This window comes from Kineococcus aurantiacus (assembly GCF_013409345.1).
In the GTDB taxonomy this organism is placed as follows: domain Bacteria; phylum Actinomycetota; class Actinomycetes; order Actinomycetales; family Kineococcaceae; genus Kineococcus; species Kineococcus aurantiacus.
On record NZ_JACCBB010000001.1, the window covers coordinates 614,391 to 640,655 of the forward strand.

Below are 26,265 nucleotides of genomic sequence, written 5' to 3' on the forward strand. Positions count from 1 at the left end.
GGTGGTGCTGTGCCTGCCCACCCTAGACACCCGGTCACCGGGTGCTCACCGGCCATCCCGGTCACCGTCCCGCGCTGCCGGAGCTGGCGTGCCACAGCCTGCGGACGGGCTGGTCAGCGCGGGTCGCGGCGGCGCCGAGGGCGCGGGAGGTGCGGGGGTCCTGCCCCGCCGGCCTCAGGTCGGCGTACGGGGACTGGCGGAACCCGCTGGCGTGCACCAGGACCCGGTGGGCTCCCGGGCCGTCCCCGGACGGGTGGCCCGGCCCGAGGTGCGGGGGCCGGGCCACGACGGGGCGCGTGGACCGGCTCGCGGCGGCGCCCGCGGTCGCCGCGGGCGAGTACCCGGGGTCCGGGGCGGCGGCGAGCAGCTCGCGGACCGCACCGGTCCCCCCGCCGGTCCAGGCGTCCCACAGCACGGGCAGCTCCCACGCCCCGGTCGCCCGCAGCGACACCCCCCTGGGGCCGGTGCGGCGCAGCACCCCGCGCACGAGGAGCAGCCAGGAGTGGAAGACCGTCGCCGCGTACGGGCCCTGGGCGTCCTCGAAGAACGTGGCGTCGACGGGGCCGGTGGTGTCGTCGAGGGTGAGGAACACGACCCGCCGCCCCGACCGCACCGGTGGGGTCTGCGTGGCGACCTTCACCCCGGCGACGAGCAGCTCGGCCCGGCTGCGCCGGGAGCGCAGGTCCCGGGCGGGGGTCACCCCCAGCGCCCGCAGCAGCGGGACGTAGGGGTCGACGACGTGGGCGCTGACGTCGAGGCCGAGGACGTCCAGCTCGGCCCGGACGCGCTCGTCCCCGGTCATCTCCGGCAGGCCGCTGCGGGGGACCTCCTCGGAGGCGTCGCCGAGGTCGAGGGCGAGCTGGACCGTGCGGAGGCGGTCCCCGGCGGGGCGAGCGGCCTGCGACTGGGCGGCCGCGGCGGCGCGCACGTCGAACGGGCCGCGGGGGTGCCCGGCGGCCCGGCGAGCCGGCGGGGTGCCCGGGTCCGGCCGGTCCCACCGCTCGAGCTCGGCGACCTGCAGCAGCAGGTCGCGGCGGCTGGTCCTGCCCCGCCGCGGCGGCGCGTCGCCGGCCCGGCCGGTGGTGGGCGTGCCGTGCAGGCGGTCCAGCGCCCCGGCCAGGACGAGCCGTTCGGCGACGGGGCGGGAGGGCCTGGCCCGCCGCCACAGGTCGGCCAGCGACCGGTAGGGCTGCCCGGCCACGATGCGCGCCACCTCCTCCGCCGAGATCCCCTTGACGTCGGTCAGGGACAACCGGATCCCGAACCCTGTGCCGTCGGCCACGCCCGCCCCGAGCCCGTCGGGGTTGCGGCCCCCCGGACCGCCGGGCCAGGGGTCCTGGTCCTGCGCGGGGCGGTGCCCGGGAGGGCCGACCTCCTCGACGCGGTAGGTGTCGCCGGAGGCGTTGACGTCGAGGCCGAGGACGGTGACGCCGAGGTTGCGGGCGTCGTCGAGGATCAGCCGCTTGGGGTACATGCCCGGGTCGTGGGTGAGGACCCCGGCGAGGAAGGCGGCCGGGTGGTGCGCCTTCAACCACGCCGACTGGTAGGTGGGCAGGGCGAACGCCGCGGCGTGCGCCTTGCAGAAGCCGAACGACGCGAACGCCGTGAGGACCTCCCAGACCCGGTCCACCGTGGCCGCCGGGTACCCGTGCTCGTGGGCCGCGCGCCGGAACTGCGGCTCCATCTCCGCCTGGCCGGCCCGGGTCCCGAGGTGGCGCCGGTACTCGTCGGACCGCGCGAGGTCGTGCCCGGTGGTGGCCCGGATGAGCTCGATGACCTGCTCGTGGAACACGACGACGCCGCCGGTGGGCCCGAGGACGTCCGCCAGGCGGTCGTCGAGGTGCTCCGGGGCGGTCCAGCTCTGCCGGGCGAGCAGGAACGGCGTCACCATGTCCGACTTCACCGGCCCGGGCCGGAACAGCGAGATGTCGACGACGATGTCGTCGAAGGTCTGCGGCCCGAACTTCCCGATGAGCTCGCGCTGCCCCGGGGACTCGATCTGGAAGCAGCCGAGGGTCCGGGTGGACCGGATGAGCTTGTAGGTGGCGGGATCGTCGAGCGGGACCTGCTCGCGGTCGTCGATGTCCACCGCGACACCCTCGACGCGGGCGACCTCCCGCACCGCGTACGCCATCGCGGACTGCATCCGGATGCCGAGGACGTCGAGCTTGAGCAGCCCCAGGTCCTCCACGTCATCCTTGTCGAACTGGCTCATGGGGAAGCCCTTCCAGCTGGCCTCCACCGGGGTCCGGTCCAGGAGCCCGGGGTTGGACAGCACCACGCCGCACGGGTGCAGGGCCACGTGCCGGGGCAGTCCGTCGAGCCGTTCGACGAGGTCGAAGAACACGTCGAGGCGTTCGTCGTCCAGGCCGCTGCGCCGCAGTTCGGGCAGCTCGGCGACGGCGGTGCGGGCGTCGCGGGCGCGCAGGTGCGGGAACGCGGTGGCGATGGCGTCGACCTCGACCGGGGGCAGCCCGAGGGCCGCGCCGACGTCGCGCACGGCGTGCCGGACGCGGTAGCTGTCCACCATCGACACGCACGTGACCCGTTCCCCGCCGAACCGGTCGAGGATCGCCTCGTAGACGTCCTCGCGGCGCGCGGACTCGACGTCGAGGTCGATGTCGGGCAGCTGCGCGCGCAGGGGGTTGAGGAACCGCTCCATGAGCAGGCGGTGCCCGAGCGGCTCGACGTCGGAGATCCCCAGCAGGTGGTTGACGAGGCTGCCGGCGCCCGAGCCCCGGGCGGCGACCCTGACCCCCAGGGCCCGGGTGAGGTCGCAGACGTCGGCGACGGTGAGGAAGTAGCTGGCGAAACCGACCGCGCGGATGGTCGCGAGCTCGTCGTCGAGGCGGCGCAGGACCCGGGACCGCAGCTCCGCGCCGGCCGCCGGGTAGCGCCGGGTGACGCCGGCCTCGCAGCGCGCCCTCAGGACGGCGTCCCGGTCGGCCCCCACCGCGAGCCCGAGCGCGGCCGGGTCGGGCAGGTGGTGGGCCCCGATGCCGAGGTCGGTCGCCGGGTCCTGCACGGCGCGCGCGGCCAGGAGGTGGGTGGCGGCGAGGAGCTCGGCGGCCGCGGGCGGTTCACCGGCGGCGCGGGCGACGTCGGCGGCCGTGCGGACCGCGTCCTCGGTGGGCAGCAGGTGCCCCTGACCGCTGACCCGGTCGGTGTGCCTGACCCCCAGCGGCACCAGCCGGCGGACGGCGTCGAGCAGGTCGGCGGTCACCGCCCCTTCCGGACCGGCCGACCGCACGGCGGCGGTCAGGACCGCGGGGACCGCTGACCGGCGGGCGAAGGCCAGGACCCGGGCGGCGTGCTCGAGGCTGCCGGCGGTCCCCGGGGCGGAGTGGTGGCAGACGACCTCGAGGTGCAGGGAACCGGTCGGCAGGAGGTCGCGCCAGCGCCGCAGGACGGCGCTCGCGAGGTCCTCGCGGCGGGCCAGCAGCGCCCGGCCGAGTTCGGAACCGGGCCCGAGCAGGACGGCCAGCGCGGGCCGGCCGTCGGGTCGGTGCGCGTGCCCGGCGACGAGTTCGACGCTGCTCACCGGTTTCCCGCGCCGGCCACCGAGGTGGGTGGCGCTGACCAGCCGGCACAGCGCCGCCCAGCCGGCGCCCGCCCCGGCGTCGGCGGCGCCGAGGGCCAGGACGGTGACGCGGGGGAACCTCAGGTCGACGGCGGCCCCACCGCGGACCGGGGCCCGGGAAGTGCGGCGGACCGCGACCGAGGGGTCGGCCCAGGCGGGCAGCCCCCGCACCAGCCCGGTCGGGGCGGTGGCCAGGTCGACGCCAAGGACGGGACGCAGGCCCGCCTGGCTGCAGGCACGGACGAACTTCACGGCGCCGTACAGCCCGTCCCGGTCGGTGAGGGCGAGGGTCGACAGGCCCAGCTCGGCGGCGCGGCCGACGAGGTCCGCGGGGGTGGAGGTGCCGTGGCGCAGGGAGTACCCGGAGGCGACGTGCAGGTGGGGGAACGGGGCCGCGGTGCGCGCGGTGGTGGCCATGGGTGGGACGTCCTTCGAACGTGCCCGTGGGGAAGGCCGGGGTGTTGCGGGTTCTTGTGGTCCTGGTGGCGGCGGGTGGCGCCGCGGCCTCAGCCGGCCAGCGGCTGGACGGCGCTGAGCCCCAGCACCGACTCCACGAGGCGGTGGAACCGTTCGGCGTCGGCGAGCAGGCCGTCGGCCGCGGCCTGGTCCACGGCGCCGACCCGGCCGGCCTCGACGGCGGCGCGCACCGGGGCGGTCGCCGCGAACCGGTCGGCCCACGCCTGCAGGGCGGGGTCGTAGGCGGGCAGCATCTCCCACACGCTGCGCGGGCCACCGCTGCGACGGCCGCGGGCGGGGCGGCCGTTGACGGCGACGAGCGCGGCCCCGGCCCGCAACGCGGCGAGGTGGGCGTGGACGTAGCGTTCGGCCACGTCCTCGGTCCGCAGCGCGGCGAGCAGTTCGTCCTCGCACCGGGCCAGGAGGTCCAGGGCAGCCGTGGTCAGCGGACGGGGGACGCCAGCGGGGACGTCGAAGGTGGGCATCGATCTCTCCTCCGGTCGTGCGGTCGGTGTCGTCGGCCGGTCTCAGTCGCTGACGCGCAGCAGTTGCCAGTCCTCGGACGGTTCGGGAGAAGAAGTAGCACTGCCCTCCGACACGACCGCCGTACCCAGCGTCACGGGCCGGGCGAGGTCGTACACTCCGGCCCCCCCCATGCGGCCGACACTGGCCTCGACGCGGAAGACCTCCCGCTCGAGGTCGCCGATCTCGAGCACCGGGCGCCTCGGCCGCGGTCCCTCCCCGGCGCGGGGGGCGTTCCCGTGGACGGCGGCCACCGCGTCGTGCTCCCACCAGGCGCTGCGCTCGCGCCACCGGGACAGGACCTCGCGCACCACGTAGAGCCTGCCGCGCCAGACGAACTGGGTCGGGGTGCCACCCGCCTCGGCGGACCGCACGTGCACCTCGTCGGAGAACCGTCGCACCGTCGTTCACCCTCCCCACTCGAGCCGGCGCCGCGGCAGGACGCGCGACGCGGCGAGCCGGGGGAAGCGGCCCGCGAGGACACGCCCGGGCGCGGCCCGCGGAGCTTCCCCTCTCCCCGGACCGCACCTCGGGCGGCCTCGTGTTCGAACACCGGTTCGAACACGTTTCGAAGCTACACCACGGCCCTCAGGACCCGTCAACGCCGAACCGGGTTGTCCACACGACGCAGAGCGGCCACCAGGAGACACGGGGTGACCGGTCTGCGAGGGCCCGCCAGGGGTCACCCGAACGGCCGACGAGTTGTCCACAGCGGGGCCCCGGCGGCCTCCCCGCGAGCGCGCGGCGTGGGACGGTGCCGCGGTGATCCGCCTCCCCGCCCTCCTCGCACCCCTCGCCGCAGCGGCCCTGCTCGCCGGGTGTTCGAACGGCTCCCCGGACGCCCCGGGGACGCCGGCCGCGAGGGCGACGGCAGCGATGGCGGCACCCGGCGAGGCGGCGGAGCCGACCCCGGAGGTGAGCGCGAGCGCCACGCCGAGCCCGACGGCGACCCGGGACCTGCCGGTGCCGGAGCTGTCGGAGCTGGGGAAGGAGTTCTCCCAGGAAGGGAGCGGGGCGTTCGCGATCTACTACGTCCAAGTCCTGAACTACTCGCGCAATTCTGGGGACGTGGAGGTTTTGCGCTCGATTTCCGCCCCTGACTGCGCTGCCTGCGATGACGACGTGCGCGAGGTGTCCTTCTACCTCGCTCACGGCTATTCACACGACGGACTTGAGACGCAATTTCGAAAGATCGAGTTCGGATCGTGGGAGCCGGCCACTGGCGACTCTCAAATGCAGGTCTACGTAGATCGACCTGCACATTCTGTCATTGATCGAGGCGGGACGGTCATCGATGAAGCGCCAGGAGCGACTGACGCGAGTTTCTACTTGTGGTTGAAGTGGGTCGACAACCACTGGCTTGTTTGGGAAGCACAGTGATTGGAAAGATCCCCAGGATTGCAGCCAGCGCCCTCTTGACCCTACTCGGAGTCGTTCAACTCACCGCTGCACCTGCTCATGCACAAAGCAGCAACTGGGCAAGAGGGAACGGCTCGTCGATATCAGTAGGCGCTAGCAAGAAAATTTCAGGTTCTAGAACGCCTGACTGGTACAGCGGGCGCAAGAAGGTTTCAACTGCACCGCCGCCTCAAACGATCAAAAAGCCTTCCTGCCGCGTGGACACCGGAGGCGCTCCGGGTCAGGGCATCGGGTGCGGCGTGGACCTCGGCCCGTGCGTCGCCGACAGCACCCTGATGACCACGTGGACCAAGGGGCTCGACGGGACGTGGGCGGCGGGAGACATGCAGTGCGTCGCGGCGGGGAACGGGGGTGCGGCCGCCGTCACCATCCCCACCGTCACCGTCGCCGACCTCCAGCGCGTCGGTCTCCCGCCAAGCCCGGTGAACCTGCAGCCGGGCACGGGCGAGGCCCTGCTCAACGTCCCGCTCATCCTCACCACGACGGGCGGGACGGTCACCCGGGACACGACCGTGCTGGGGTTCCCGGTGACGATCCGGGCGACCCCGGTGTCGTGGACGTGGACCCTCGGGGACGGGGCGGTGGTGGGGCCGACGGACGACCCGGGGCGGCCGTACCCGCACCAGACGCTGACGCACACCTACACCGCGGCGGGCGACCACGCGATCACCCTCACCACGACGTGGGCCGGGGAGTACACGATCGCGGGGTTGCCGTACCGGCCCGTCGAGGGGACGGCGACGACGACCTCGGCGCCGGTGGCCGTGCACGTCCTGGCGGGACGCAACGTCCTCGTCGCCCCGGACCGCTGAGGGGCGGGCCGCCCCGAGGGTCTCGGGCGGGAGGGCGGAGCCGCTCGGCGCGACGTGCCGCGGGAACGGTCTTACGGTGAGGGGGCATGAGGTGGACGTCGCGTCAGGAACCCCCCGCGGGCGGTGGTTCCCTGACGGGTCCGCCCCCCGAGCAGTCCCCGACGGTGCTGCAGCTGCCGGTGGTCGAGTGCACCGCGGAGGCCCTCGTCGACCTCGACGCGGCCGGTGAGGTGCGGGAGGTGCCGGCCTCCCTCCAGGACCCCGCGGACCTGGCCCGCCACCTGCGGGTGCCGGTGGCGGCGATCGCGATGACCGCCGTCCTGCGCACCCGCGCCGACCAGCACCTGTTCGTCATCTCCTCGGCCGCCCACCCCCTCTTCCTGCCCTCGCTGGCCGCCGTCCTGTGCGAGCCGGAGCTGTTCCGCGACGGGGACGCCGACGTGCTGCGCCGCACCGGCTCGGTCCTGGGGTCGGCCTCCCCCCTGTCGCTGGCCGAGCCGCTGCCGACGTACGTGGACGTCGCGCTGGCGCCCCAGCCCGAGATCTGGGTCCCGGCGGGTCACCCGCACGCGGTGTTCCGCACCCGCTACGACGAGCTGCTGCGCTTGACGGGGGGGCACCCCGTCGAACTGGGATGACCGGGCTGGTCGAGGGCTTCGCCGTCCACCGCGCCGGGTCCTCCGACCCCTCGCACCCCCTGCTGGTCCTCGTGCACGGCCTGGGGGGCGCAGCCTCGGCGTGGTCGCTGCTGGTGCCGCGGCTGGCCGAGGACCACCGGCTCCTCGTGCTCGACCTGCCCGGCCACGGCCAGGCCCCGCCCGTCCCGCCGGCGGGCATGACGCCGGCCGCCCTCGGTGCGCGGCTGCGGCGCTTCGCCGCGGCCCAGGGTGAGCGGGTGCACCTGGTGGGTCACTCCCTCGGCGGCTGGATCACGCTGGAGGCCGCCGCCGGGGAGCGGGACGGCGTGGTCGCGGACGTCACCGCTTTCACCCCGGCCGGGTTGTGGACCACTCCGCGCCGCCGTCCCCCGCTGGTGCCGACGGGGCAGCAGTTCGCGCGGTGGGCCGGGCGCCTGCCCGGGCAGGTCGCGACGACGCGGCTGGGGGTGACGCTCGCGCTGGCGGCCACGAGCACCGCGCCGCGGGCCCTGCCCGTCGAGGTGGTCCGGGAGGCGCTGACCGCCATCGCGACGGCACCGGGCTACGTCGCCGCGGACGCCGGCATCGCGGCGGGGGCCTTCACCCGCGCCGGGGAAGTGCGCGCGCCGGTGACCGTGGTGGCGGGCGGGCGGGACCGGGTCCTGCCGCCGGGGTACTGCCGGCGCTCCTGCGCCCCGGCGCACGCGCGCTGGATCGAGTGGCCCGACTGCGGGCACGTCCCGACGTGGGACCGGCCCGCCGACTGCGCCCGCGTGGTGCGCGAACAGGTCGAGAGCACCTGCCGCGGGTAGCCTCCGCGGGTGAGCGCCCCGGACCTCGTGACCCTCGACGTGTGGACCGTGGGGGCGCGGGACGTCCCCCGCGCGCTGTGGCGGATGGCGGCCGACCGGCCGCTGCTCGGCCGGCTCCCGGGGGCGCGGTTCGCGAAGATGCTGGGCACCGGCGACGGCCGCACGTTCACCGTCCGCGACGCCGACCCCCTGCGCTGGGCCGCGCTGGTGGCCTGGGACGCGCGGGAGGACGCCGAGGCGTTCGAGGGGTCCCGGACCGCCCGCGCCTGGGCCGGCATCGCCCGCGAGCGCGTCCAGTTCCGCCTCGCCCCGCGCAGCAGCCGCGGCCGGTGGTCGGGCCGGGAGCCCTTCGGCGCGGACGCGGGCGGGGCGGTGGCCGGACCGGTCGCCTCCCTCACGCGGGCGCGGCTGCGCCCGGCGCGGGCGGCCTCGTTCTGGCGGTCGGTGCCCCCCGTGGCGCAGGAGCTGCACACCGTCCCCGGGCTGCGCTGCGCGATCGGGATCGGCGAGGCCCCGCTGGGCTACCAGGGCACGTTCTCGGTGTGGGAGTCGACCGAGGCGCTGCGGGAGTTCGCCCACCGCGGCCCCGCGCACCGCGACGTCATGAACCGCACGCCCCGGGAGGGCTGGTACGCCGAGGAGCTGTTCGCCCGGTTCGGCGTCGTGGACGTGCGGGGCACCCTCGACGGCCGGACCCCTTGACGTCGGCCCGTGTCGGAGGTGTCGGACGGCGTCCCTAGAGTGCTGGCCGTGCCCTCGACGCTGCTCCGAACCCTTTCCGGCGCGCTCGCCGGGGGTGCCGTGCTGACCCAGGTGGCCCACCCCCTGCTGCGGGGGGAGCGCCTGCGGCGCACGACCATCGGGTCGGTCGTCGCGTTCTCGGCGGCCGCGGTGGCCGACGCCGCCCGCCGCGGGGGTGCCCGGTCGGCCCTGGGGACGCTCGCGGTCGCCGGCGGGCTGGGGCTGGTCGCCGAGGCCGTCGGCACCCGCACGGGCCGGCCCTTCGGCCGGTACCGGTACGCGGGGACGCTGGGCCTGCAGGTCCTCGACGTCCCGGTCGTCGTGCCGCTGGCGTGGACGATGGTGGCCCACCCCAGCGTCCGGCTGGGGCGGCACCTCAGCCGCGGCCTGACCGGCAGGACGCGCGACGTCGCGGCGGTCGCGGCGGCCGCCTGGACGCTCGCCTCGTGGGACCTGTTCCTCGACCCGCAGATGACGGCCGCGGGGCACTGGTCCTTCGCCCGGCCGCACCCGCACCTGCCGGGGGTCCCGGGGATCCCGCTGTCCAACTACGGCGGCTGGCTGCTGACGGCCCTGGCGATCTGCTCGGCCCTGCACCTGACGCTGCCCCCCGACCGCGACGAGCCGCAGACCGTCCCGGCGACGCTGATCGGCTGGACGTGGCTGGGCTCGACCCTCGGCAACGCGGTCTTCTTCCGCCGTCCCGTGGTCGCCGCGTACGGCGGGGCGGCCATGGGCCTGACGGTGCTCCCCTACCTGCGTTCCCTGGCGCGTGGCCGGTGAGCGCGTGGCCGGTGGGGCCCTGGCGGGCCCTGTCGTGGGTGGGGTCGGCGAGCGCCGTCGCGCTCACGGCGCACTCGCTGCTCAACGCCCGGTCCCTGCGGGTGCCGGCGCTGGACCCGCCGCCGGTGGCGGGGCGGGTCAGCGTCCTGGTGCCGGCCCGGGACGAGGAGGGACGCGTCCGGGCCTGCCTGGCGTCCCTGCTGGACCAGGTGGAGCTGCCCGACTACGAGGTGGTCGTCGTGGACGACGCCTCCGGGGACCGGACGGCGGACGTCGTGGCGGACGTGGCGGCCACCGACCCGCGGGTGCGGCTGGTGCGCAGCGAGGGCCCGCCGCCGGGGTGGCTGGGCAAGACCCACGCGTGCCACGTGCTGTCGCGCCACGCCACGGGTGAGGTGCTCGTCTTCGTCGACGCCGACGTCGTGCTCGCCCCGCACGCCGTGGCCGCGGCGGTCGACCTGCTGCGCGGCGCGGGGCTGGACGTCGTGTGCCCGTACCCGCGGCAGCTGGCGCTGACGTGGAGCGAGCGGCTGGTCCAGCCGCTGCTGCAGTGGTCGTGGCTGACGACGTTGCCGCTGCGGCGCGCCGAGGTGTCCCCGCGCCCGTCCCTGGCCGCGGCCAACGGGCAGTTCCTCGTGGTGGACGCCGCGGCGTACCGGCGCGCGGGTGGGCACGAGGCCGTCAGGGCCGAGGTGCTGGAGGACCTGGCGCTGGTGCGGGCGGTCAAGGCCGCCGGCGGGCGCGGCGGGGTCGCGGACGGGACGGCGCTGGCGACGTGCCGGATGTACGACGGCTGGGCCGAGGTGCGGGCGGGGTACGGGAAGTCCCTGTGGTCGGCGTTCGGGTCGCGGCCGGCGGCGGTGGCGGTGGGGATCGGGCTGGCGGTGACGTACCTCGTCCCCCCGGCGGCGGCCGTGACGGGGTCGCCGGTGGGCGCGGTGGGGTACCTGGCCGCCGTGGTCGGCCGGTACGCGGTGGCCGAGCGGACCGGTGGCCGGTCGGTGCCGGACGCCTTCGCGCACCCCGCCTCGATCGCCGTGCTCCTGGGGCTGCTCGCCGACTCGTGGCGGTCGCGGTCACGGGGCGGGCTGCGCTGGAAGGGACGGGCGCTGTGAGCCGCGTCGTCGTCGTCGGGGCGGGGTTCGGGGGGCTGTCGGTCGCGGCGCGGCTGGCCGCCCGCGGCCACCGCGTCGAGGTGTTCGAGCAGGGCCCGCAGGTCGGCGGGAAGCTCGGCTGGTTCAGCCGGGACGGCTTCTCCTTCGACACCGGCCCCTCCCTGCTGACCCTGCCCGCCGTCCAGCGGGACCTGTTCCTCAAGACCGGCGCCCCCGTCGAGGAGGTCCTCGACCTCGTGCCGCTGGACCCGGTGGCGCACTACCGGTTCGGCGACGGCACCGAGCTGGACCTGCCCGGCGGGGGCCTGCCGGCGGTCGCCGCCGCGCTCGACGAGGCCCTGGGGGCGGGCACGGGGGCGCAGTGGACGGCGTTCCAGCGGCGGGCCGCGCAGATCTGGGACGTCGCCCGCGAACCGTTCCTGGAGTCGGCGCTGGACGGCTCGCGCACGCTGGTCCGGCTGGCGCGCGACACCTCCGCCCTGCGGACGGTGGCCCCGTGGGCGTCGCTGCGCGGCCTGGGCCGGACGTACCTGCAGGACCCGCGGCTGCGGACGCTGCTGGACCGGTACGCGACGTACTCGGGGTCGGACCCGGCCAGGGCCCCGGCGGCGCTGGCCACCGTGCCGTTCGTGGAGCAGGCCTTCGGCGCCTGGTACGTCAGGGGCGGTCTGCACCGGCTGGCGCGGGCCGTGGCGGACCGCGCGGTGGACAACGGGGCGCGGATCCACACCGACGCCCCCGTGGCGGCGGTCCTGCAGTCGGGCACCCGGGCCGGCGGGGTGCGGCTGGCGGACGGCACCGAGGTGGCGGCCGACGTCGTGGTCTCGGCGGTCGACGCGGCCCGGCTGTACCGGGACCTGCTGCCCCGCCCGCGGCTGCAGCCCCAGCGGCGCCTGCGCTCGTCCTCGGGGTTCGTCCTGCTGCTGGCCCTCGACGGCCGCACCCCGGGGCTGCGGCACCACACGGTGCTGTTCCCGCCGGACTACGACGCCGAGTTCGCCGACCTGGCGGCGGGGCGGCCGGTGGCCGACCCGACCGTCTACGTCAGCGCCCCCGACGACCCCGCGCTGCGCCCGGGCGACGACTGCGAGGCGTGGTTCGTGCTGGTCAACGCCCCCGTGCACGACCCGGGGCGCGGGACGGACTGGCAGGACGCCGGGCTCGTCGCGCGGTACACCCGCACGGTCCTGGACACGATGGCGCGCCGCGGCCTGGACGTGCGGCACCGGTTGCGCTGGAGCGAGGTGCGCACCCCGGCGGACCTGGAGCGGCTGACCGGCAGCGACGGCGGCGCGATCTACGGCACGGCCAGCAACGGCGCGCGGTCGGCGTTCCTGCGCCCGGCGAACCGCTCCCCCGTGCCGGGGCTGTTCCTCGTCGGCGGCAGCGCCCACCCCGGTGGGGGGCTGCCGCTGGTCGGGTTGTCCGCGCGCATCGTGGCCGACCTGGTGGGCGAGGCCTAGAGCCGGCGGCCCACCGCGGTGGCGACCTGGCCGAGCCCGATGACCCCGAGCACGGCCCACACCGCGGCGCCCAGGGTCGCCCAGTCGAGCCAGACGACCAGGGCGGTGGCGACGGCGCTGCTGGCGGCGATCGCGAGCCGGACGGGTCGCTCGGCGACGGAGACGACGTCCACGTCGTCGGCGCCGAGCCCCTGGCCGCGGGCGCGCACGTACTCCTGCAGCTGGGCCAGGCCGGCGGCGAGGACCGCCAGCCACGCCGGGGCCCCGCAGGCCCACAGCACGACGGCGCAGGCCGCGTCGCCGACCCGGTCGCAGGTGGCGTCGAGCAGCGCCCCGCGCCTGCTCGTGCGGCCGGTCATGACCGCCACCGCGCCGTCGAGGTTGTCCAGGACGCCGGCGAGGGCCAGCAGAGCGCCGGCGGTCACCGCGGCGGCCCCGCCCCGGCCGCCGACCACGGCGACCGCGGCGGCGGCGGCGGCCAGGGCGGCGCCGAGGAGGGTGATCGCGGCGGGCGGGACCCCCGCGTCGGCCAGCGGGCGGGCGAGCGCGTGGGCGCCGCTGAGCCAGCCGCGCACGAGCCCGCTGGTGCGCGTGCCGCCGTGCAGCGCGCTCCAGCGCCGCAGGTAGGCCTCCCGGTCCATCGCCACGCTGCCGAGCGTAGGACCCGACCCTGCGTGACCTGCCCGTGACCAGCGACGACACCCGCTCACCACCCGCTCGCCCCCGGAGGGGGAGGTGCCTAGAGTGCCCCCTGTGCCGCCCACCAGTGTCGAAACCACGGCCCCCCTGCGGGCGACGAGCGACCTGCGGACCGCCGTGTCCGCCGTCCTCGACGACTTCCTGCACGACCAGACCGCTGTCCTGCGCGAGGTGAGCGAGGACTGCGAACCCGTCCTCGACGCCGTCCGCGACCTCGTCGCCGGCGGCAAGCGGCTGCGGCCCGCCTTCTGCTTCTGGGGCTACCACGGCGTCGCCGAGGGGCTGCCGGACGCCGGGGTCGTCACCGCGGCCGCCGCCCTGGAGCTCTTCCAGGCCGCCGCCCTGATCCACGACGACGTCATGGACGACTCCGACACCCGCCGCGGCCAGCCGGCGGTGCACCGCCGGTTCGAGGCGCTGCACCGCGAGAGCGGCTGGGACGGCAGCGGGACCCGGTTCGGGCTGGCCGGCGCGGTGCTGGCCGGGGACCTGTGCCTGGGCTGGAGCGACGAGCTGTTCTCGCGCAGCGAGCTGCCCGCCGACGCCCTGCTGCGGGGGCGGCAGGTCTTCAACACGATGCGCACCCAGCTCATGGGCGGGCAGTACCTCGACATGCTCGAGCAGGCCTCCTCCACCCAGCGCGGGGCGGCCGGGGCGGTGGACCGCGCGCGCCGGGTCCTGACGTTCAAGAGCGCCAAGTACTCCATCGAGCACCCGTTGCTGCTGGGCGGTTCGCTCGCGGGGGCCTCCACGGACTTGCTGGCCGACTACTCGCGGTTCGGCCTGGCCCTGGGCGAGGCCTTCCAGCTGCGCGACGACGTGCTGGGGGTCTTCGGGGACCCGACGGAGACGGGCAAACCCGCCGGGGACGACCTGCGCGAGGGCAAGCGGACGGTGCTCGTCGGGCTGGCGGTGCAGAACGCGACGCCGGCGCAGGCCGAGCAGGTCGACCGGCTGCTGGGCGCGCCGGACCTGGACGCGGAGGGGGTGGAGGTCCTGCGGACCGTGCTGACCGAGACGGGGGCGCTGGCCGGGGTGGAGGAGCTCATCAGCGCCCAGGTCGACGCGGCGTGCGCGACGCTGGACGCGGCGGACCTCACCGACAGCGCCCGCGCGGCGCTGCACGAACTGGTCGTCGCGGCCACGAGCAGGCGCTCGTGAGCACCCTGGACTGGCTGCCGGGCCGCACCCGGCACGTGAGCGGCCCGACGCAGGACGTGGTCGTGGTCGGCGCCGGGCTGGCGGGGCTGTCGGCGGCGATGCGGCTGGCGGGCGCGGGGCGCACCGTGACCGTCCTGGAGCGCGAGGACGTCCCCGGGGGCCGGGCGGGCCTGGTCGTGAAGGACGGGTACCGGTTCGACACCGGCCCGACCGTGCTGACGATGCCCGACCTCATCGCCGACTGCTTCGACGCGCTCGGCGAGGACGTGCACGACTGGCTGGACCTGCACCCGGTCGACCCGCTGTACCGGGGGAACTTCGCCGACGGCACGTCGCTGCGCGTCTCGGCGGACGTGGAGCGGACCGCGGAGGCGATCGGGGAGCTGTGCGGGGCCGCCGAGGCCGACGGGTACCGGCGCTTCGTCGAGCACGTCGGGAAGCTGTACCGCTACGAGATCCGCGACTTCATCGACAGCAACATCGACACCCCGCTGGACCTGCTCAAACCGAACCTGGTGCGGCTGCTGGCGGCCGGGGGCTTCAAGAAGATGGCCCCGGAGGTGGGGCGCTTCCTGAAGGACCCGCGCACGCAGCGGATGTTCTCCTTCCAGGCCCTGTACGCGGGGCTGTCGCCGTACGACGCCCTGGCGCTGTACGCCGTCATCGCGTACATGGACTCGGTGGCGGGGGTGTTCTTCCCCAAGGGCGGGATGCACGCGCTGCCGACGGCGATGGCGGCGGCCGCCGAGAAGCACGGCGTCCAGTTCCACTACGGCACGACCGTGGACCGGGTCGAGGTCTCCGGCGGCCGGGCCCGGGCGGTGACCACGACCGACGGGCGCCGCTTCGCCGCCGACGTCGTCGTCCTCAACCCCGACCTGCCGGTCGCCCGCGAGCAGCTGCTGGGTGCGCCCGTGCGCCGCAAGCTGGCGTACTCCCCCAGCTGCTACCTGCTGCTGGCCGGTTCCAGCAAGGACTACCCCGACCCGGTGCACCACTCGATCCACTTCGGGTCGGCGTGGAAGGAGGTGTTCGCCGAGCTGCTCGACGGCCGCCTCATGAGCGACCCCTCGGTCCTGGTCTCCCGGCCCACCGTCTCCGACGCCTCGCTGGCCCCCGACGGCAAGCACGTCTACTACGTGCTGTTCCCGACGCCCTCGCTGTCGGCGGGTGAGCGCATCCACTGGGACCGGCTGGCCCCCCGGTACCGCGAGCACGTCATGGAGACGCTCGCCCAGCGCGGCTACCCCGGGTTCGCCGACGGCATCGAGGTCGAGGACGTCACGACGCCGGCGGACTGGGAGCGGCGCGGGATGGCCGACGGCGCACCGTTCGCCGCCTCGCACTCCTTCCGGCAGACCGGGCCCTTCCGGCCGGGGAACCTGTGGGGCGAGAACGTCGTGTTCACCGGGTCCGGGACCCAGCCCGGCGTGGGGGTGCCCATGGTGCTGGTCTCGGGGCGGCTGGCCGCCGAGCGGGTCACCGGCCGCGACCGCGCGTACCGTTCGCGCGCCTGGCGCAGCGCGTGATCCCCCGCAGCAGCCGCGTGTGCCTCGACGCGGCCGCCGAGACGGACGACGCGCTGCGGGACCCGGAGCTGCGGGAGGCCTTCGAGGTCTGCCGGGGCCTGCACGCCGAGCACGGCAAGACGTACTACCTCGCGACGCTCCTGCTGCCGCCGGCCAAGCGCCCGTACGTGTGGGCGCTGTACGGGTTCGCCCGGTACGCCGACGAGTTCGTCGACTCCCTGACCGACCCCGATCCCGAGGCGCTCGTGGCGTGGTCGGACGACTTCCTGAAGTCGCTGGACGGGCAGGGACCGGCCGAGCCGGTGGGCCGGGCGATGGCGGCGACGATGCGCCGCTGGGACCTGCCGCGCGAGCAGGTCGAGGCGTTCCTGGACTCGATGCGGATGGACATCACCGAGACCGGCTACGCCACCTACGAGGACCTGCGCCGGTACGTGTACGGGTCGGCGGCCGTGATCGGCCTGCAGATGCTGCCGATCCTCGAACCGCTGACCCCCGACGCCGCGGCCCGGGCCCGCGCCCTCGGGGAGGCGTTCCAGCTGACGAACTTCGTCCGCGACGTCGGGGAGGACCTGGACCGCGGCCGCGTGTACCTGCCGCAGGAGGACCTGGACCGCTTCGGCGTGACCCGTGAGGACCTGCTGGCGGGCCGGGCCGCGGGGACCACACCCGAGCCCGTGCGGGAACTGCTGGCCTTCGAGGCCGAGCGGACCCGGGAGCTGTACGCCTTCGCCGAGCCGGGCCTGGCGATGGTCCACCCCACGAGCCGCGACTGCCTGCGCACGGCGTACCTGCTCTACGGCGGCATCCTCGACGAGGTCGCCGCCGTGGACCACGACGTCCTGGGGCGGCGGGTGCGGGTGGGGGTGCCGCGCCGGCTCGCCGTCGCGCTGCCGGGGCTGGTCCGGGCGCGCCTGGCCCGCACGCGGGAGGCGCGCTGGACCCCCCTCAGAAGCTGAGGGCCTGCGCCCGGCGGCGGACCTCGGTCTTGCGGTTGGCGCGCAGCGCCTCGATGGGCGTGCCCGGCAGGGTCTCGTCCGGCGTGAACAGCCAGCGCAGCGCCTCGACGTCGGTGTAGCCGGAGTCCCCCAGCACCGACAGGGTGCCCTTGAGGTGGTTCAGGGGCCCCTCGGGCGTCACGAAGGCGGCCGGCACGTTCGCCACGGCGCGCTCGCCGCGGCGGACCGCGACGAGCTCGCGCTCCTGCAGCCAGCGGCGCACGACGCGCTGGTCCTGGCCGGTCAGCTCGGCGACGTCGGGGACGGTGAGCCACTCGGGCACGAGGGCGTCGAGTTCGTCGGTGCCCTTCTCGCGGGCGATCTCTGCTCTCAGCGGTGCAACCACGGTCCCAGTCTGCCTCCTCCGCCGGGGCCGCGACATGCCCGCCCCGCCTCCCACCTCCGCGGGCCCGTCTCCACCACTCTGGGGGCGGGGTGCGCCGAGCGTCCGATAGGTTCGCTCGCGCCCCACGGGTTCACTCCCGCACCACCCGTCACGACCTGCGAGGGACGCCATGGCCGACGAGACCACCGACACCCCGAACTCGACGTCCCGTCGCGGTCGCTGGCTGGCCGCCGCCGCGCTCGGCGCCGCGGCCCCGACGGTCCTCCTGCCCGCCGCGCACGCCGCCGCGGCCACCGGCCAGACCGTCGTGACCGTCGCGGCGGGCGACACGGTGGGCGCCCTGGCCGCCGAGCACGGCACCACCGTCGAAGCCATCGTGGCCGCCAACGGCCTCGACGAGAGCGCGTTCGTCGTCGAGGGGCAGCAGCTGACGATCCCCGGCTCGGACGGGGCCGCCGCGGGCGGGACGTACACGGTCCGCCCGGGCGACACCCTGTCGGGCATCGCCGCGGCCCGGGGCACCACGGTCGGGGCGCTGCGGGAGGCCAACGGGCTGACCGCCGACGGCTTCCTGCGCGCCGGGCAGGTGCTGACCCTGCCCGCCGGGCCCGCCGCGGGTCCCGCGCCGGCCGCCACGCCCACGGGCGGGGGCACCTACACGGTCCGGGCCGGGGACACGCTCTCGCACATCTCGCTGGCCACCGGGGTCGACGTCGACGACCTCATCGCCCTCAACGACCTCGACGGCACCGGCTTCATCGTCGAGGGGCAGACGCTGCGGCTGGGCGGCACCCAGCAGGCCGCCCCGCGGCCCGCGGCCACCCCGGCGACGCAGGCCCCCACCGTCAGCGACGCCGTCGCCGCCAACCGGGCCAAGATCCAGGCCAGCAAGCAGCCCGGCAAGGCCCAGATGCGCGAGATCATCCGGCGCACGGCCGTGGAGCTGGGGGTCGACCCGGCCCTGGCGCTGGCCATCGGCATGCAGGAGTCCGGCTACCAGATGAAGGTCGTCTCCGGGGCCAACGCGATCGGCGCGATGCAGGTCATCCCCAGCTCCGGCGAGTGGGCCTCGCAGCTGCTCGGCGAGCCCATCGACCTGTTCGACGCGCACGACAACGCCCGCGCCGGCGTCGCGATCCTGCGGACGCTGGTCGCCAACAACCCGCCGGACGTGGCGATCGCCTCCTACTACCAGGGGCAGGCCTCGGTCCGCTCGCGCGGCATGTACGACGACACGCGCCGCTACGTGGCCAACGTGCAGACACTGCAGGCGCGGTTCAGCTGACCTGAGCGCCGGTCGACCTAGACTCGCTGACCGTGGACGCGACCCTCTCCGACCCGCTCGTCGGGCGACGCCTCGACGGTCGCTACCGCGTGCTGGGCCGGCTCGGCCGCGGCGGCATGGGGGTCGTCTACCGCGCCGAGGACGAGCGCCTCGACCGGACCGTGGCGCTGAAGGTGCTGCGCGCCGACCTCGCCCACGACCCGGTGGCCCGCGCCCGGTTCGTCCGCGAGGCCAAGTCCGCCGCCCGCCTGGCCCACCCGGGCGTCGTCGCCGTCCTCGACCAGGGCGTCGACCACGAGGGCGGTGACGAGACGGCCTACCTCGTCATGGAGCTCGTCGACGGCCGCACGCTGCGCGACGTCGTCCTCGACGAGGGCACGCTGAGCGCCGGTGAGGCGCTGAGCGTCGCCGGGGACGTGCTCGACGCCCTCGCCGAGGCGCACCGCAAGGGCGTCCTGCACCGCGACGTCAAGACCGCCAACGTCCTCGTCGCCCACGACGGGCGGGTCAAGGTCGCCGACTTCGGCCTGGCCCGGGCCGCCTCGGCCTCCGGGCAGAGCACGACGGTCGGCATGGGCGACCTCATGGGCACCGCGGAGTACCTGGCCCCCGAGCAGCTCGAGAACGGTGAGCCGAACGCCCGCAGCGACGTCTACGGCGTCGGCGTCATGCTCTACGAGATGCTCACCGGCGCCCCGCCGTTCACCGGGGAGAGCCCGTTCACGATCGCCTACAAGCACGTCCACGAACCGGTGCCGCCGCCGTCGGCGAAGGTCCCGGGCCTGCCGGCGGCCCTGGACGCCCTCGTGCTGGACGCCCTGGCCAAGGACCCCGCCGAACGTCCCGCCGACGCCGGGGAGATGCTCGAGCAGCTGCGCGCGGTGCTGTCCTCGCTGTCGCCGGCCCAGCTGGGCAGCCGCGGTCCGCGCCCGGTCGCGCCCGCCGCCCCCGGCAGCACGACGCGCCTGCAGGCGGGCGGGCAGCCCGGCGCGCGGGCCCTCGCGCAGGACGAGGAACCCGCGGGCGTCCCGTCCGAGGGGCGCCGCTCCCGCCGCGGCCTGCTCGTGGGCCTGGTGCTGCTGGTCCTGGCGCTCGCGGCCGCTGTCTCCTGGTACTCCCTCGCCGGTCCCGGCGCGTACACCACGACCCCGGGGCTGGTCGGCAGGACGCCGCAGGAGGCGACCTCGATCCTGCAGGGCGCCGGGCTGGGGGTCCGCGAGGAGCAGGGCTTCAGCGACACGGTCGAGAAGGGGCGGATCGCCTCCACCGACCCCGGCGAGGGCGAACGGGTGCGCAAGGACGGCACCGTCACCGTCGTCGTCAGCCAGGGGATCCAGACCTTCCCCGTCCCCGACCTGGCCCGGCGGGCGCTGGACGACGCGCAGGAGGAGCTGACGAGCACCGGGCTCGCCGTCGGCGCGGTCTCGGAGGAGTTCAGCGAGGACGTCGCGCAGGGTCGGGTCGTCCGCACCGACCCGGCGGCCGGGACCGTGCTCAACCACGACACCCCGGTGAACCTCGTCGTGTCCAGGGGCCGCCAGCCCATCGACGTGCCGGGCGTGGTGGACCAGACGCAGGACGCCGCCGAGAAGGCCATCACCGACGCCGGCCTGGTGGTCGGCGACGTGAGCTCGAAGATCAGCGAGACCGTCCCGAAGGGGCAGGTCATCTCCCAGAGCCCCACCGGCGGCACGCTGTTCCGCGGCGACGCCGTCTCCCTCGTGGTGTCCTCCGGCCCGCCGCTGGTGACGATCCCGACGGTCCAGGGCAAGAACGTCGACGCCGTCCGCGCCCAGCTGCAGGGGCTCGGCTTCACGGTGGAGGTCGACAACGTCCTCGGGGGCGTCTTCGGGACCGTCCGCTCCATCGACCCCGGGGAGGGGCAGCAGATCCCCAAGGGGTCGACCGTGACCCTCACCGTCGTCTGAGGCGGCACCGCACGCACGACGGGCCCGGCACCTGCTCGCAGGTGCCGGGCCCGTCGTCGTCCGTCAGCGGTTCGCGAGCATCTCCGCGGCCAGGAACGCCAGCTCCAGGGACTGCTGGTGGTTCAGGCGCGGGTCGCACAGCGACTCGTAGCGCGTCGCGAGCGCCGCGTCGTCGATGTCGTACGCCCCGCCGAGGCACTCGGTGACGTCGTCACCGGTGAGCTCGACGTGCAGGCCGCCGGGCACGGTGCCCAGGGCCTGGTGGACCTCGAAGAAGCCGCGGACCTCGTCCACGACGTCGTCGAAGCGGCGCGTCTTGTACCCACTGGTCGAGGTGATCGTGTTGCCGTGCATCGGGTCGCACACCCACGTGACCTGCGCCCCGGACGCCGTGACGCCCTCGACCAGTGCGGGCAGCGCCTCGCGGATCGTCGAGGCGCCCATGCGCGTGATGAACGTCAGGCGGCCCGGTTCGCGGTACGGGTCGACCTTGTCGATCAGCGCGAGGGCGTCGTCGACGGAGGTCTTCGGGCCCAGCTTGATCCCGATCGGGTTGCGGATCTTGGAGGCGAAGTCGACGTGCGCACCGTCGAGCTGACGGGTGCGCTCCCCGATCCAGACCATGTGCGCGGCCGTGTCGTACGGGCCGCCCTGGCGCGCGTCCCCGCCGACGGGACCGCTCAGCGGCGGCTCCTCGTCCAGGGTGCGGGTCAGCGGGCGCTCGTAGTCCAGCAGCAGCGCCTCGTGGCTGGACCAGAAGTCGACCGTCTGGAGGGCGTCGAAGTCGGCCCCGCAGGCGATCATGAACTTCATGGCCTTGTCGATGTCCCGGGCCAGCGCCTCGTACCGCGCGTTGGCGGCCGTCGCCGCGAACCCGCGGTTCCACTCGTGCACCTTGCGCAGGTCGGCGTAGCCGCCGGTCGTGAAGGCGCGGATGAGGTTCAGCGTCGCCGAGGACGTGTGGTACGCCCGCAGCAGCCGCTGCGGGTCCGGGGTGCGGGACTCGGGGGTGAACGCGTAGTCGTTGACGGCGTCACCGCGGTAGGCCGGCAGCGTCACCCCGCCGCGGGTCTCGTCGTTGGACGAGCGCGGCTTGGAGAACTGCCCGGCCATCCGGCCGACCTTCACCACCGGCAGCGAGGCGCCGTAGGTCAGGACCGCGGACATCTGGAGCATGGTCTTGAGCCGGCGGCGGATGCCGTCGGCCGTCGCGCCGGCGAACGTCTCGGCGCAGTCCCCGCCCTGCAGCAGGAACGCCTCGCCGCGGGCGGCCTTGGCCAGCTGCGCGCGCAGCTGGTCGGCCTCCCCGGCGAACACGAGCGGCGGATACGAAGCGAGCTCCGCCTGCACCTCGGCCAGCGCGGCGGCGTCCGGCCACTGCGGCTGCTGGGCGGCGGGGAGGTCGGGCCACGTGGTGCTCGACGTGGGCGTCGGCAAGCTCGTCGTAGGGGTGCTCACGCGGGCAAGTGTCGCACTCCCCGCACCCTCGGGTCGCCCTGGTTCACCAGCGCAACCCGGCGGTCTCCGCCCGCCGGGACTCGGGAACCGTTCGCAACACGCCGGTCGCCTCGGCCAGCGGCACCTGCACGACGTCGACCCCGCGCAGGGAGGCCATCGTCCCCAGGTCCCCGGCCGCGAGCGCCTCGACGGCGCTCAGGCCGAACCGCGTCGCGAGGATCCGGTCGGCCGCCGAGGGGGTCCCGCCGCGCAGCAGGTGCCCCAGGACGGTCACGCGCGTCGACAGCCCCGGGACGCGGGCGACGACCTCGTGCTCGAGCGCCTCCCCGGCCCCGCCGAGCTGGACGTGCCCGAACGCGTCCCGCGGGGCGTTCCTGACGGCCTCGTCGCCGTGGACCTTCGCGCCCTCGCTGACGACGATCAGCGGCGCCTGGCCCCGGTCGAGCACGGCGCGGACGGTGGCGGCGACCTCGTCGAGGTCGACGTCCTCCTCGGGCAGCAGCGTCACGTGCGCGCCCGCGGCCATCCCGGTGTGCAGGGCGATCCAGCCCGCGTGCCGGCCCATGACCTCCACGATCATGGCCCGGTGGTGGCTGGCGCCGGTGGTGACGAGCCGGTCGCACGCGTCCACGGCGGTCTGCACCGCCGTGTCGAACCCGAAGGTCGCGTCGGTGGCCGACAGGTCGTCGTCGATCGTCTTGGGGGCGCCCACGACGGGGACGCCCGCCTCGTGCAGGGCCGTCGCCACCCCCAGGGTGTCCTCGCCGCCGATGGCGAGCAGCGCGTCGACGCCCAGGGCCTTGAGCTGCTTGCGGACGCGGGCCACGCCCTCGTCGACGCCGTCGGCCAGGGGGTTGGTCCGCGAGGACCCCAGGACGGTGCCGCCGACGGCCAGCAGCGGTCTGACCCGCTCCTCGTCCAGGGGCACCGCGTCCCCCTCCAGGACCCCGCGCCAGCCGTCGAGGAACCCGACGAACTCCATGCCGTGCCGCTGCGTGCCGGCCAGCACCGCGGCCCGGATCACCGCGTTCAGCCCGGGGCAGTCGCCGCCCCCGGTGAGGATCCCCACCCGCATCCTGAAACCCCACTCCCCGGCGCCCTCGCCGACGTGCCCGTCAGGTACGGGGAAAGCCTGCCACCGCGCGATCAGTGCTGCGCGTCGTCCGGGCCCGGTGTGTCGCCGGTGGGTGCCGCGCGCCCGCCCGGTCCCCCGGACGAGGCCGACGGCGGCTCGGGCACGCCGGTCCGGCTGGACAGCTCCGAGCGCAGCCGGCTGCGCTCGGCGTAGACGTCGACGTACTCCTGGTGGGACAGGCGCTGGATGGCGGCCATCACCTCGTCGGTGACGGACCGCACGACGAGCTGGTCGTCCTCGCGCCCGGCGTAGCGGGAGAAGTCCAGCGGCTCGCCGATGACGACGCCGACCCGGCGGACCTTCGGCAGGAGACGCCCGGACGGCAGCAGGTCCTGGGTGCCGATCATCGCGACGGGCACGACGGGCGCCCCGGACCTCAGGGCGATCCGCGCGACCCCGGTCCGGCCGCGGTGCAGCCGACCGTCGAGGGAGCGGGTGCCCTCGGGGTAGATCCCGAACAGCTCCCCGGCGCGCAGGACCCCCACCGCGCTGTCGATGGCCGCCGCCGACGCGCGGCCCCCGGAGCGGTCGACGGGCAGCTGGCCGATGCCGTGCATGAGCCCGGCGGTGAGCTTGCCGCGCACGCCCCGGCCGCGGAACAGGTCGGCCTTGGCGATGAAGGTGACCCGCCGCTTCACGACCGTGGGCAGCAGCACGGTGTCGGCCGCGGACAGGTGGTTGCTGGCCAGGATCGCCGGTCCCGAGGAGGGGACGTTCTCCAGCCCGCGCACCCACGGCCGGAACACCGCGGTGACCAGCGGCTCGGCGACGAGCAGCTTGATCGGCCAGTACAGGACCGGGAAGCGGGGCACGCCGGGAACGCTACCGGCGCGCACCCGCGCCACGCCGAGACCTCGACCGGTCCGCCCCCGCCGTGCCACGATGGGGCGTGCCCCCGACCCCGGACGACGGATCCGGACCCCTCGACGTCGACGCGGCGTTCGCCGAGATCGTCGCGCGCTGGGGCGAGGACGCGCCCGGCCACGAGGACGGGCGCGGCGCGGACGACGCCGACGGGGAGGACGCCGCCTCCCGGGGGCCGCGCCACCTGGCCGACGCCGACCCCTCCGGCGACACCCCGGCCGACACCTCCCGGGGCGCCTCCCCGGGTGAGGTCGCGGGCGGGTCGCCGGAGGACCAGCGCGGCACGGACGACCCCGAGGCGCGCGCCCGCCTGGTCCGTCCCGCCACCCCGCTGCCGCCGCCCCCGCGCGAGGACGTCCCCGACGCCCGGCCCTTCACCCCCCGCCAGCGCGACGACGAGCCGATCGAGCTGCGGTCGCTGTCGGAGGAGAGCTTCGTCCCGGCCGACCCGGCGCCCCTGCCCCGCGACGTGCTGGGCTGGGCCGCCTGGATCGCCGTCGTCGGCGCGCCGCTTTTCCTGCTGGTGGCGGCCCTGGCCTGGCAGGACGTCCCGCGGCTGCTCACCGCGATCACCGCGGCCGTGTTCGTGGCCGGTTTCGCCACCCTCGTCGTCCGGCTGCCCAGCAGCCGCGACGACGACGACGACGACGGGGCGGTCGTCTAGGCTCCCCGCCCGCTCAGGGCCCGGGGACCAGCAGGTCCGCCACGACGGGCAGGTGGTCGCTCGCGGTCGGGAACCCCGCCGGTGCGCTCACCGACGTCACCGACAGCCGCCGGTCGACCAGGACGACGTCGAGGCGGCGGCGCGGCGCGCGGGCCGGGAACGTCGGCGACGGCGACCCCACGGCCTCGGCCGCGTCGAGCAGCACGGTCCCCAGCCGCGCGTGCACCGGGCCCCCGGGCTCCTCGTTGAGGTCGCCCGCCAGGACGGCCGGGGCACCCGACCACGGCCCGGCCGCACCTCCGGCGGGCGCCCCCGGCAGCAACCGCGCCACCTGCTCGGCCCGCTCGTCCGCCCCCAGGCCCAGGTGCACGCTGCGCACGAGGACCTCCGTGGACCAGCCCCCGGCGAGCGGCACCCGCACGACGGCCTCGGCGGTCCCGCGGCGCCGCACCGGCTTCCAGCCCCGCCGACGGGCCGTCGGCAGCGCCCGCACGACGCCGGCCCGCACGTCGACCCGCGCGGCGGCCAGGACCGCGGTCCCGGCGCCCTCGGGCCCGGCGGCCGCGATCCACAGCCCGGTGTCCGCGGCGAGGTCCCCGAGGCGGTGCCGGGCGAACGGGTGCGTCGGCACCTCCTGCAGGCAGACCACGTCCGCCCGCGCGGCGCGCAGGACCTCCCGGACGGCCACGGTGTCGTCGAGCAGCTCCCGGACGTTGAACGTCGCGACCCGCAACCGGGCCACGGCCCGCCCCCCGGACCGGGGCCGGTCCATCAGCCCCAGCCGCGGGACAGGTCGGCGGCGCCCACCAGGCCGGCGGCGGGACCGAGCTCGGCGCGCGCGATCGTCAGCTCGGGCCGGAACCCCCGCCCCGTCAGGGTGCGGCGGTAGGCCTCCCGGCAGGGGCCCAGCAGCAGCTCGTCGGCGTCGGAGACCCCGCCGCCGATGACGACCGTGCCGGGGTCCAGGGCGGCGGCGAGGTTCGCGACGCCGATGCCGAGCCAGCGGCCGACGTCCTCGAACAGCTCCACCGCGGCCGGGTCCCCCGCGCGCGCGGCGTCGGTGACCATGGGACCGGTGATGGCCTCGGGGTTGCCGCCGGCCAGCTCCAGCAGGTGGTGGGCCACCGGCGAGTTGGAGCGGGCCAGCTCGCGGGCCTCGCGGACCAGGGCGTTGCCGGAGGCGTACTGCTCCCAGCAGCCGCGGTTCCCGCACTCGCAGCGGTGGCCGCCCGGGACGACGATCATGTGCCCGAACTCGCCCGCGATGCCGTAGCGGCCCCGCACGACGCGGCCCTGGGTGACGATCCCCCCGCCGATGCCGGTGCCCATCGTCACGCACACCAGCCGGGACTCCCCGCGGCCGGCGCCGAAGCGGTACTCCGCCCAGGCCGCGGCGTTGGCGTCGTTCTCCACGACGGTGCGCCGGCCGACGCGCCGGCCCAGGCGCGTCCGCACGCGGCGCTCGACGGCCTCGCGCAGCGGCTCGTTGCGCCACGCCAGGTGCGGGGCGAACAGGACGTTGGCGCGCTCGGCGTCCACGAAACCCGCCGCGCCGATGCCCACCGAGACGATGTCGTGGTGGGCCGCGAGCTCCTCGACGACCTCGGCGATGGTGTCCTCGACGCCCTGCGGGCTCGTCGTGGGCGTCTCCCGGCGCAGCTGCGCGACGACCCGGCCGTCCCCGTCGACGACCCCGGCGGCGACCTTCGTGCCGCCGATGTCGACGCCGACGGCCGGCCCGTCGCCGATGAAGACGCGCCGCGTCTGCTGGCGCAGCCGTTGCTGCAGCGCCACGCGCCGCGGGTCCGGGGCGCGGCGACGACGGGGCGGGCGGGGGGTGGCCATGGGGACTCCCGG

At 76.0% G+C, this 26,265-nt stretch carries 24 protein-coding genes; 14 read left to right on the forward strand and 10 right to left on the reverse strand.

What is annotated here, in order from left to right; genetic code table 11:
• Positions 1 to 61: 61 nt before the first annotated feature.
• The 3 genes from BJ968_RS02960 to BJ968_RS02970 form a co-directional block, all read right to left on the reverse strand.
• Positions 62 to 3,997 carry a DNA polymerase III subunit alpha gene (locus BJ968_RS02960; protein ID WP_179749078.1) on the reverse strand — a complete coding sequence of 1,312 codons (3,936 nt, stop codon included), beginning with the start codon at positions 3,995 to 3,997 and terminating at the stop codon, positions 62 to 64.
• Positions 3,998 to 4,086: 89 nt separating this feature from the next.
• On the reverse strand, positions 4,087 to 4,521 hold the full coding sequence (locus BJ968_RS02965; protein ID WP_179749080.1) for an SAV_6107 family HEPN domain-containing protein: 435 nt from the start codon (positions 4,519 to 4,521) through the stop codon (positions 4,087 to 4,089).
• A 42-nt stretch (positions 4,522 to 4,563) separates the two neighbouring features.
• On the reverse strand, positions 4,564 to 4,959 hold the full coding sequence (locus tag BJ968_RS02970; protein ID WP_179749082.1) for a DUF6504 family protein: 396 nt from the start codon (positions 4,957 to 4,959) through the stop codon (positions 4,564 to 4,566).
• A gap of 361 nt (positions 4,960 to 5,320) precedes the next feature.
• On the opposite strand from BJ968_RS02970, the gene BJ968_RS02975 reads away from it, so the two are divergent.
• From BJ968_RS02975 to BJ968_RS03010, 8 genes are all read left to right on the forward strand, one after another.
• Positions 5,321 to 5,938: a DUF6318 family protein gene (locus BJ968_RS02975; protein WP_179749084.1), complete on the forward strand. Its 618-nt coding sequence runs from the start codon at positions 5,321 to 5,323 to the stop codon at positions 5,936 to 5,938.
• Between the two features lie 314 nt (positions 5,939 to 6,252).
• Positions 6,253 to 6,789, forward strand: coding sequence for a PKD domain-containing protein (locus BJ968_RS02980; protein WP_179749086.1), 537 nt, complete (start codon positions 6,253 to 6,255; stop codon positions 6,787 to 6,789).
• Positions 6,790 to 6,875: 86 nt separating this feature from the next.
• Entirely contained in the window at positions 6,876 to 7,427 is a 552-nt protein-coding gene (locus BJ968_RS02985; protein ID WP_179749088.1) for an aminoacyl-tRNA deacylase, read from the forward strand.
• A complete protein-coding gene (locus tag BJ968_RS02990) occupies positions 7,424 to 8,239 on the forward strand; it encodes an alpha/beta fold hydrolase (RefSeq protein WP_179749090.1) in 816 nt (271 codons plus the stop codon). Before BJ968_RS02985 ends, BJ968_RS02990 begins: the two co-directional genes overlap by 4 nt.
• A gap of 9 nt (positions 8,240 to 8,248) precedes the next feature.
• Positions 8,249 to 8,941: a monooxygenase gene (locus tag BJ968_RS02995; protein WP_179749092.1), complete on the forward strand. Its 693-nt coding sequence runs from the start codon at positions 8,249 to 8,251 to the stop codon at positions 8,939 to 8,941.
• A 48-nt stretch (positions 8,942 to 8,989) separates the two neighbouring features.
• On the forward strand, positions 8,990 to 9,763 hold the full coding sequence (locus BJ968_RS03000) for a carotenoid biosynthesis protein (protein ID WP_179749093.1): 774 nt from the start codon (positions 8,990 to 8,992) through the stop codon (positions 9,761 to 9,763).
• The gene (locus tag BJ968_RS03005) at positions 9,760 to 10,878 is read left to right on the forward strand and encodes a glycosyltransferase family 2 protein (protein WP_343077777.1); all 1,119 of its coding nucleotides are present in this window, start codon (positions 9,760 to 9,762) and stop codon (positions 10,876 to 10,878) included. Before BJ968_RS03000 ends, BJ968_RS03005 begins: the two co-directional genes overlap by 4 nt.
• Positions 10,875 to 12,341, forward strand: coding sequence for a phytoene desaturase family protein (locus tag BJ968_RS03010; RefSeq protein ID WP_179749095.1), 1,467 nt, complete (start codon positions 10,875 to 10,877; stop codon positions 12,339 to 12,341). The genes BJ968_RS03005 and BJ968_RS03010 overlap by 4 nt, the downstream gene beginning before the upstream one ends.
• On the opposite strand, the gene BJ968_RS03015 is transcribed toward BJ968_RS03010, so the two are convergent.
• Positions 12,338 to 12,982, reverse strand: coding sequence for a CDP-alcohol phosphatidyltransferase family protein (locus BJ968_RS03015; RefSeq protein WP_246314435.1), 645 nt, complete (start codon positions 12,980 to 12,982; stop codon positions 12,338 to 12,340). The two genes, BJ968_RS03010 and BJ968_RS03015, sit on opposite strands and share 4 nt — an antisense overlap.
• 112 nt (positions 12,983 to 13,094) lie before the next feature.
• Between BJ968_RS03015 and BJ968_RS03020 the strand changes: the two genes are divergently transcribed.
• The 3 genes from BJ968_RS03020 to BJ968_RS03030 are packed head-to-tail and all read left to right on the forward strand — an operon-like array spanning position 13,095 to position 16,689.
• On the forward strand, positions 13,095 to 14,201 hold the full coding sequence (locus BJ968_RS03020; protein ID WP_179749099.1) for a polyprenyl synthetase family protein: 1,107 nt from the start codon (positions 13,095 to 13,097) through the stop codon (positions 14,199 to 14,201).
• Complete coding sequence (locus BJ968_RS03025) at positions 14,198 to 15,730, forward strand: phytoene desaturase family protein (RefSeq protein WP_343077778.1); 1,533 nt, start codon at positions 14,198 to 14,200, stop codon at positions 15,728 to 15,730. Before BJ968_RS03020 ends, BJ968_RS03025 begins: the two co-directional genes overlap by 4 nt.
• Positions 15,727 to 16,689: a phytoene/squalene synthase family protein gene (locus BJ968_RS03030; protein ID WP_343077779.1), complete on the forward strand. Its 963-nt coding sequence runs from the start codon at positions 15,727 to 15,729 to the stop codon at positions 16,687 to 16,689. The genes BJ968_RS03025 and BJ968_RS03030 overlap by 4 nt, the downstream gene beginning before the upstream one ends.
• Here BJ968_RS03030 and BJ968_RS03035 read toward each other — a convergent pair.
• Positions 16,679 to 17,074, reverse strand: a complete 396-nt coding sequence (locus BJ968_RS03035) for an Rv2175c family DNA-binding protein (RefSeq protein WP_343077780.1) — start codon at positions 17,072 to 17,074, stop codon at positions 16,679 to 16,681. The two genes, BJ968_RS03030 and BJ968_RS03035, sit on opposite strands and share 11 nt — an antisense overlap.
• 169 nt (positions 17,075 to 17,243) lie before the next feature.
• On the opposite strand from BJ968_RS03035, the gene BJ968_RS03040 reads away from it, so the two are divergent.
• Positions 17,244 to 18,359: a lytic transglycosylase gene (locus BJ968_RS03040; RefSeq protein WP_179749103.1), complete on the forward strand. Its 1,116-nt coding sequence runs from the start codon at positions 17,244 to 17,246 to the stop codon at positions 18,357 to 18,359.
• Between the two features lie 32 nt (positions 18,360 to 18,391).
• On the forward strand, positions 18,392 to 20,287 hold the full coding sequence (gene pknB / locus BJ968_RS03045; RefSeq protein ID WP_179749105.1) for a Stk1 family PASTA domain-containing Ser/Thr kinase: 1,896 nt from the start codon (positions 18,392 to 18,394) through the stop codon (positions 20,285 to 20,287).
• A 63-nt stretch (positions 20,288 to 20,350) separates the two neighbouring features.
• On the opposite strand, the gene BJ968_RS03050 is transcribed toward pknB, so the two are convergent.
• The 3 genes from BJ968_RS03050 to BJ968_RS03060 all read right to left on the reverse strand — a co-directional run bounded on the left by BJ968_RS03050 (position 20,351) and on the right by BJ968_RS03060 (position 23,692).
• Positions 20,351 to 21,745 carry a class II 3-deoxy-7-phosphoheptulonate synthase gene (locus BJ968_RS03050; protein WP_179749107.1) on the reverse strand — a complete coding sequence of 465 codons (1,395 nt, stop codon included), beginning with the start codon at positions 21,743 to 21,745 and terminating at the stop codon, positions 20,351 to 20,353.
• Between the two features lie 43 nt (positions 21,746 to 21,788).
• Positions 21,789 to 22,820 (reverse strand): 6-phosphofructokinase, encoded by a 1,032-nt coding sequence (locus tag BJ968_RS03055; protein ID WP_179749109.1) that lies wholly within the window; start codon positions 22,818 to 22,820, stop codon positions 21,789 to 21,791.
• A 71-nt stretch (positions 22,821 to 22,891) separates the two neighbouring features.
• Entirely contained in the window at positions 22,892 to 23,692 is an 801-nt protein-coding gene (locus BJ968_RS03060; protein WP_179749111.1) for a 1-acyl-sn-glycerol-3-phosphate acyltransferase, read from the reverse strand.
• Between the two features lie 77 nt (positions 23,693 to 23,769).
• Between BJ968_RS03060 and BJ968_RS03065 the strand changes: the two genes are divergently transcribed.
• Positions 23,770 to 24,408, forward strand: coding sequence for a hypothetical protein (locus BJ968_RS03065; RefSeq protein WP_179749113.1), 639 nt, complete (start codon positions 23,770 to 23,772; stop codon positions 24,406 to 24,408).
• 13 nt (positions 24,409 to 24,421) lie between these two features.
• On the opposite strand, the gene BJ968_RS03070 is transcribed toward BJ968_RS03065, so the two are convergent.
• Both BJ968_RS03070 and BJ968_RS03075 read right to left on the reverse strand, forming a co-directional pair.
• On the reverse strand, positions 24,422 to 25,180 hold the full coding sequence (locus tag BJ968_RS03070; RefSeq protein WP_179749115.1) for an endonuclease/exonuclease/phosphatase family protein: 759 nt from the start codon (positions 25,178 to 25,180) through the stop codon (positions 24,422 to 24,424).
• Complete coding sequence (locus tag BJ968_RS03075; RefSeq protein WP_179749117.1) at positions 25,180 to 26,253, reverse strand: ROK family glucokinase; 1,074 nt, start codon at positions 26,251 to 26,253, stop codon at positions 25,180 to 25,182. Before BJ968_RS03075 ends, BJ968_RS03070 begins: the two co-directional genes overlap by 1 nt.
• Between the last annotated feature and the right edge of the window lie 12 nt (positions 26,254 to 26,265).

Excerpts from the sequence above, each read along its gene's own strand:
- BJ968_RS03075 (WP_179749117.1), bottom strand. The coding sequence starts at position 26,253 with ATGGCCACCCCCCGCCCGCCCCGTCGTCGCCGCGCCCCGGACCCGCGG.
- BJ968_RS02965 (WP_179749080.1), bottom strand. The coding sequence starts at position 4,521 with ATGCCCACCTTCGACGTCCCCGCTGGCGTCCCCCGTCCGCTGACCACG.
- BJ968_RS03040 (WP_179749103.1), top strand. The coding sequence starts at position 17,244 with ATGGCCGACGAGACCACCGACACCCCGAACTCGACGTCCCGTCGCGGT.
- BJ968_RS03055 (WP_179749109.1), bottom strand. The coding sequence starts at position 22,820 with ATGCGGGTGGGGATCCTCACCGGGGGCGGCGACTGCCCCGGGCTGAAC.
- BJ968_RS02960 (WP_179749078.1), bottom strand. The coding sequence starts at position 3,997 with ATGGCCACCACCGCGCGCACCGCGGCCCCGTTCCCCCACCTGCACGTC.
- BJ968_RS02985 (WP_179749088.1), top strand. The coding sequence starts at position 6,876 with ATGAGGTGGACGTCGCGTCAGGAACCCCCCGCGGGCGGTGGTTCCCTG.
- BJ968_RS03070 (WP_179749115.1), bottom strand. The coding sequence starts at position 25,180 with ATGGACCGGCCCCGGTCCGGGGGGCGGGCCGTGGCCCGGTTGCGGGTC.
- BJ968_RS03015 (WP_246314435.1), bottom strand. The coding sequence starts at position 12,982 with ATGGACCGGGAGGCCTACCTGCGGCGCTGGAGCGCGCTGCACGGCGGC.
- BJ968_RS02980 (WP_179749086.1), top strand. The coding sequence starts at position 6,253 with ATGACCACGTGGACCAAGGGGCTCGACGGGACGTGGGCGGCGGGAGAC.
- BJ968_RS02990 (WP_179749090.1), top strand. The coding sequence starts at position 7,424 with ATGACCGGGCTGGTCGAGGGCTTCGCCGTCCACCGCGCCGGGTCCTCC.